The sequence below is a fragment of the Deltaproteobacteria bacterium genome (genome assembly GCA_005879795.1).
In the GTDB taxonomy this organism is placed as follows: domain Bacteria; phylum Desulfobacterota; class Binatia; order DP-6; family DP-6; genus DP-6.
This window is the reverse complement of record VBKJ01000171.1, coordinates 1-6363: the sequence shown is the minus strand read 5'-3', so window position 1 is coordinate 6363 and position 6363 is coordinate 1. Positions and strand designations below refer to the sequence as shown.

The following is a 6363-nucleotide window of genomic DNA, read 5'->3' as shown; positions in this document are numbered from 1 at the left end:
CTCGGCCGTCTGCGAATCGGGCGCATCTTTCGCTCGTGAAATTCCTGGGCCAGGTTCGGGAATCTCTCGCGCGGGCGTTTGCTCCGGGGCGGTTGACGGCCGGCTCGACGCGTTCGGTTGGCTGTGGGCGCGTCGACGCCTCCGCGTGCGAGCAGGCGTCCCGACGATCGCGCGCACCTCGTCCGGACCGAGCGCCGGGCTGTCGAGGACGGTTGGGAGGTACTGCCTGAGAGCGCTCTTAATGGCGCTGGGCTGGCGCCAGCGCGGCAGAGCGAAGAGCAGCCCCAGGAGTTCGAGGTCCTCGGGACTGTTGAGGCTGAAGTAGAGGCTGCGGTAGTACGCATCCGCCATGGTGAAGCCCAGGGCGTCAGGAGCGGTCGGTGGACCGTCTGTGAGAACTCACAGAACTCACAGACCATCCACCGAGGGCTACTTCCTGGCTTGCTTCGCGAGGTGGCAACCGAAACGGTAGTAGCCCACCGCGTTCTGGATCCTGGCGTTGGCCACGAGCGTAGCGTGCGGGGCGAGCTGCTGGAGTCGGGCATCGAGGAGCTGCGCGCCGCCGCCGGTCATCCAGAGCACATGAAGGCCGCGCGCCTCATCGCCCCAGAGCATCCTCCCGTGCGCGAGGATCGCCTCGGCATGTCGATCGAGCAGCGGCTCGACGATGCTGGTGATGTCGATCGTGCGCGAGCCGACGGGAAGCTTCTTCCGGAGGACGACATCGTTCAAAGCGTGAGGATCGGTCTCCACGCCGTAGCGGCTGCCGATCTCGCGGCTGACATCGAGGAGGAGCTCGGCGATGCCGGTGTTGCGGGTGAGGCACTGCGCGGGAATCACCTCGAACCCCTGAAGCGTGAAGTAGTCCGACGTGCGGAAGCCGATGTCGAGGACGCCGATCCTCGCTTCGACGAGCCGTGCGTCGGTGAGGTTGCCATGGTCATCCATCACCTGCGAGAAGACCGTTCCGAGTGGCTGCGGGAGCACGCGCACATCGGAGATCGTCACCTCCCACGGCCGGCCCGCTGCCAGGATCTCGAGCCGGTGCGTCCCCTCGAGCCGTCGTTTGACGGTCGCGACATGCTGTGTGATGTCGCCGACTGGAAGCCCGGTCACGACGGTTACCGAAAGTCCGCTTTCGGGTAGCCGTCGGCGGATGGCGTTCAGCGCGAGGATCCTGTAGGGAACGGTGTCGAGCCACTCGCGGCTGAGCCCCACGAACAGGCGACTGGCAAGCTTTAGCGCCCGCTCGCCCACGAGATATCGCCGTCCCTCGTAGCCGACCGCGTCGTGATCGGTGCGATCGAAGCTGCCGATCTGGAACTCTGCAGGGGTCCAATCACCCACGACCGAGGGGAACACATCCGCGCCCAGGCGCGTGATCGTCTTCGAGAATCCGAACCCGATATCGATGCCCAGGAGCATGACCTGTCCTCCATGCTGGCCCGCGAAGAACTCAGTGGAGCCGGTCGCGCATTCGTCGGACGTGTCCATCGTGCGACCCGCGCGGCCCGCGCCCCGGGGCGCTTTCGGGTTCAGGGAGGCTCTGGAGTGTGACCCTCCGAGGTCAGTCGGGTGCCGTCGCCGTCCTGATCGAACGCGGTGGCGATCGTGTGTGTGTCCCGCGGCTGATCGCCATCGATGCCGCTCAGTTCAGGCTGGCTGGCTGTCGGAGGCGGGTAGGGCAGCGGAGGTTGTGACGCGGTGGACGGCTGTCGTCCCGGCTCGGGCGTGCCGCGCTTGGGCTTCCGCGGTGGCACGTAGCTGATGAGGCTCGTGGGCTGGAGCGTCGGTCGTCGCCGTCGGCGTCCCTGCGCCGGAGCTTCCTGGGGGCCGCCTGTTCCTGGCGCCGGCGAGGGCGTCTCGGCGGCTGGCTGCGACGTGGCGTCCGGCACCGGAGCAGGCGCCGCGTGGTTGCGGTGCGGCGCGGGCGCGTCTGGCGGTGCGACACCGTGTGCAGCGCTCCGCCGGATGTTGACGAAGCGCACGTACCGCCCGAGATCGAGGGGCGGCAGCGGGATGCGATCCCACCTGGCGCACTGCGCGGCGTAGTCCCAGCCGGCGGGTGCCGCGCTCGTCTCCGCCCAGAGCGACCAGAAGGGGAACGGCAGCGTCTCCTCGTCCTTCGGACTGAGCCAGATCGCCTGGCCCCGCGACGCGAGTTCGTGCGTGAGGCGGCGGCTCTCCATCACGAGGTCCTTCTGCACTCGGTATCCGGAGAACGAGGCCCGGCCGTCGGTGCGGTTGGTCCAGCCCACCCAGCTTGAGGGCGCGAGCGGCGACCAGGTGCGGCCGCGGCTCTCGGTCTCGCTCACCTGCACGATCGGCCGATCGGCCTTGCCGGTGAACTGCGAGAAGTACTCCGCGCCCTCGCCCGGCCCGAGGCGGAAGCTCAGGATGTGGGCGCAATTGCCGAGGACGCGATCGCGGAAGCCGTCCGACAGGCCGGCGGCGCGGTCGCTGAGACTGCTCACAGTCTGGGCGCCCAGGAGGATCCCGATGCCGCTCGAGCGGGCCTGCTCGAACACGCGCGCGAACTGTGGCAGCGCGTAGCTCGGGAACTCGTCGAGGACGATGACGAACGGCGCGTGGACGAGCTCGCCCTCCGTCCGCTGAATCTCGTCGATGGCCATGATGAGGTCCGTCAGGAAGAGGCGACCGAGCTGACCGCCGTCGGCGTCCATGGCGGCCGGCAGCCCCATGTAGACCCAGAGGCCGCGGCGGCAGGCTTGGAGGAGGTCGACTTCGCTGAACGGCTGGCTGAGCAGGCCCGCGAAGCGGCCGACGTCGAGGCCCTGGAGCACCGAGGTCAGTCCCGAGAGAGCCTCCTGGGCCTCGTTCACCTGGAACTCGCCCCGCCGGTAGAAGCGGCGGAAGAAGGCGTCGAGGTCCGCCATGCGGTCCTCCTTCCCGAGGGCCTGGAGGCGCTTGCGCAGCTTGGGTCCGGCGATCTCGTAGCTCCGCGCGAGCTGCAGGATGTCATTCGGAACGTGGCGGAGCCCAGTCGCCATGATGGCGCTGCAGGCGAGAAGCAGGAACTCGAACTGGATGTCGTGGTAGTGCTTCGCCTCCGAGGACGGCTCGATCGGCGGCAGCTGCGAGAAGTAGAGGCTCGCGAGCGCGAGCGGGTTTGTCGTCGCCGTCGGGTTGTAGACGTGGACCGGATGCGCCGGATCGAACACGCGGAGGCGCCAGAGCTGCTGGCGCTGCATCGCGGCCCAGGCGAGCGCGCGCGGCATCGTCGGGTCGTGCTTCGTCGTGCAGACGATGAAGCCGCGTCCTCGGTCCATGAGCTGGAGCATCAGCGCGAGGAAGAGTGAGGTCTTGCCCGAACCTGTGGTGCCGAAGACCGCCAGGTGGCGCACGAGCTCGTCGGCGTCGACCTCCACCATGTCGCCGGTGTCCGATCGTCGGCCGAAGACGAGCGGCGCGAAGGGCAGCTGGATGAAGCGCGGCGGTGGTCTCATCATCCGCCGAGCACCCAGCGCGCGGTGCGCAGGCACAGGCGACAAAGGAACCAGCCCCACACCGCCGCGAGGCCGAGGAGCGCGGTCGTCTCCCACGCGAAGCTCGGGACGCAGCCGAAGACCGGTGTGAGGAGCGCGGCGAAGCAGAACACGCCCAGCACGGTCAGGAACGCGGTGACTGTGGCCGGCAGCAGCGCGGCCTTCGGGACCGGAGCGGTTGGATTCCCGATCCCGGGCGGCGGCGTGGGCGTCGGCGTCTCAGGCATCGGCCGCCAGGATCTCCTTCGGTCGTGAGCGCACCGCGAGCACGGGCAGACGCCGGAGATCCACGCGCCAGGCTGTGAGCGTCACGAGCGCCAGGAGCCCGAGGCTGACGCTGACCATCGTGGCGGGCGCCCACGTGTCGGGCAGGCAGAGCATGAGGCGGTGCGCCACGGCGTCCGGCGGCGACGGAGACGCGAGCGTCAGACCCGCGATCAGCGCGAGGTATACACGACGGTCAGGCATCCGCGATTTCCTCCTCGACCTCCGCAGGGGAGGCGGTAGGCGTGGATCGGCTTTCGTTCTGCTCCGCCGCCGCGGCGTCGGCCTCCTTCAGCCAGCGGCGGAGCTGCTGGACGCGCGGGCGGCAGTTCGACGGCACGAGATCCGGGGCGTGCTCGGTGTGCAGTGCGAGTAAGAGGTCCTCGATCTCGGAGGGCGCGAAGGCGAGGCGCAGGCTCGGACACAGGGCGAGGGCCTGGGCTCCGAGGCTGTCGTGCGGCACGGCCGAGTGCGCGGTCCAGGTGCCGTAGGCGTCCTCGCGGTAACTCAAGAGCTTTCCCAGATCGTGGCTCGCGGCCAGCGTCGCCGCGAGCGCGCGCTCGCGTGCGGGGGCGCCGCGGGTGAGGCGGCCGATTTCCTTCACGACGTCGAGTGTGTGCTCCACGAGACCGCCGGCTCGGCGGTCGTGACCTTTGAGGCTGCCCGGGGTGTGCGGCGCCCGGGCGAACCACGTCGCGATGTCGCTGGCCACTGGCTCCGGGACGAGGCGCGTTGTGAGAGCGCCGACGAGGGCGGGATCCGGCTTCGACAGCAGAAGCGCTGCGGACGCGCCGCCCCGACGCGGCGTCAGCGGCAGTGACGTCGGCGGCGGCACGGGCGGGCAGAGCCGGCGAAGAGCGACGATGGTCGAGCCCACGAACGTGATCGCGACGGCTGCGCCGCTGAGCGCGACGAGGGACCAGATCGTTGTGCGGAGCAGGAGGTGGCGCACTTCGACGTGGGCCGCGGCCGCCGCCGCCTGCGCGGCCGCGAGGTGTGCGACAACCTCGGTCGTCGGCGTCGCCTCCTCCGGGCGTGAGAGCTGGGCCTGACCTGGTGCGAATGACTCGCGGGCTGATGTCGCCAGGGAACCGACGGCGTCTTGGACGAGACGCTTCAGACGCGAGGCGGCGACGGTCGTGTCGCGAGCTGAGCCGGTGCGGCGCGGCAGCGTCGCGGCGAGCGAGGCCGCGCGCCGCCAGCCTTCGGCGACGTCCGCCTGAGCACGGCCGAGGATCGCGACCGCCTGCGGGGACGGGGCGGGCGGAAAGCCTGTGAGCGCGCGCAGCCCGCGGGCGCCGAACCGATCGATCCAGACCGCGGTCTCGGCCGCTGGCGCCGTCACATTGATCTGCTCGGCGAGCGACTGCTCCGCGGTATGCAGCACGTTGTCGGGATCGGCCTCGAGCGCTGCGGTGTTCAGCGCGGCCCAGAAGCCGCACGCCGTGGAGCTGAGACCGAACCAGCCGAGGACGGTCCAGACCAGCGCTTCGAGCGAACCGCTCACTGGCGGGCCAGATTGTCGGGTCGGATGGGACTGCCGCCGGTACCGTCGCGCGGCGTCCACCGGGTCGGCTTGGCCTCGGCGCCCCGGCGCCTGGCCTCGATGCGCGCGCGCCGCGGGCCGCGGATGACCGGGCGCGGTGTCCACGGCCAGGGCCCGGTCATCACGCGGAGCAAGCGGGCCGCCGTCGTCCGGGCGGCGCCCGACAGCTCTTCGCGGTCCACGCGCGCCCGCGCGGCGAGCAAACCGAGCGGGCTCAGTGCGAGTGCCGACGTTAGCGGCACGACCGGCGGCGGGGTCCAACCAAACGCGACCGGGGACTGCAGCGACGCGGCAGACTCCGCGGCGGTCGCCTCGAACGCCTGGCGCAGCGTCTCCGGGAGCACCGCGAGGTTCTCGGCGGGCCTCCCGGTGCGGTGGGCCTCGCGGGCTTGGCGATAGAGAGGCCGCGGCCCACCGATCACGCGGTGCACGGCCTCGGGCAGTGGCCACGTGTCGATCTCGACGAGCCGGCGCACCTCCTGCGTCTGGAACCAGTGCCGCCACACGCGGTACGCGGTCCGGCAGCCGGCGAGGGCGCGGCGGCGCGGCCAGCCGAACGTGCGGGCCATACGGCGCGTGCCGAGGACGTGGAAGAGCTGCCCGCGCTCGCGCCCGACGAAGCTGACGCCGTCGGCATTCCACGCGGCATCGAGGATCGCGATCAGTTGCCACGTCGCCGGATCCCACACGGGCTTCGCGGTTGGCACCCAGAAGCGCGGCGCCGCCGTGAAGCAGGGCGCCAGGAAGCGATGCCAGAAGAGCGGCAGTTGCCGTCGCTGCCGCCGCTCAGCTTGGACGCCTTCACGGAGGACCAGCACCGCTGTGGCGACGACGGCAGCCGGGTGGTCCGCGTGCGCGGCGGTCAGGCGTCCGAGCGGTGACCGCGCGAGCACGCGGGGGAACGCTCCGCACAGCATCATCTGGGGGTGTGCGCTCGGCCGGGCGCGCCGCTCGAGCGTATCGGGCGCGGCGAACGCGTCAGGGAGGGGCGGATCGTTGCGATGGGCCACCAGGAGACGCTCCGAAGTCTGTACGAGCGCCTCGTCG

The 6363-nt window shown here is 70.7% G+C and carries 6 protein-coding genes; all 6 read right to left on the bottom strand.

Going from position 1 to position 6363, the window contains the following annotated elements:
* Positions 1 to 429: 429 nt before the first annotated feature.
* The 6 genes from E6J59_15020 to E6J59_14995 are packed head-to-tail and all read right to left on the bottom strand — an operon-like array spanning position 430 to position 6326.
* Positions 430 to 1494, bottom strand: coding sequence for a ParM/StbA family protein (locus tag E6J59_15020; protein ID TMB18166.1), 1065 nt, complete (start codon positions 1492 to 1494; stop codon positions 430 to 432).
* Positions 1495 to 1535: 41 nt separating this feature from the next.
* Positions 1536 to 3470, bottom strand: coding sequence for a DUF87 domain-containing protein (locus tag E6J59_15015; GenBank protein TMB18165.1), 1935 nt, complete (start codon positions 3468 to 3470; stop codon positions 1536 to 1538).
* Positions 3467 to 3733 carry a hypothetical protein gene (locus E6J59_15010; protein TMB18164.1) on the bottom strand — a complete coding sequence of 89 codons (267 nt, stop codon included), beginning with the start codon at positions 3731 to 3733 and terminating at the stop codon, positions 3467 to 3469. The genes E6J59_15015 and E6J59_15010 overlap by 4 nt, the downstream gene beginning before the upstream one ends.
* Positions 3726 to 3974 (bottom strand): hypothetical protein, encoded by a 249-nt coding sequence (locus E6J59_15005; protein TMB18163.1) that lies wholly within the window; start codon positions 3972 to 3974, stop codon positions 3726 to 3728. Before E6J59_15005 ends, E6J59_15010 begins: the two co-directional genes overlap by 8 nt.
* Positions 3967 to 5277 (bottom strand): hypothetical protein, encoded by a 1311-nt coding sequence (locus E6J59_15000; protein ID TMB18162.1) that lies wholly within the window; start codon positions 5275 to 5277, stop codon positions 3967 to 3969. The genes E6J59_15005 and E6J59_15000 overlap by 8 nt, the downstream gene beginning before the upstream one ends.
* Positions 5274 to 6326: a hypothetical protein gene (locus E6J59_14995; GenBank protein ID TMB18161.1), complete on the bottom strand. Its 1053-nt coding sequence runs from the start codon at positions 6324 to 6326 to the stop codon at positions 5274 to 5276. Before E6J59_14995 ends, E6J59_15000 begins: the two co-directional genes overlap by 4 nt.
* Positions 6327 to 6363 lie beyond the last annotated feature (37 nt).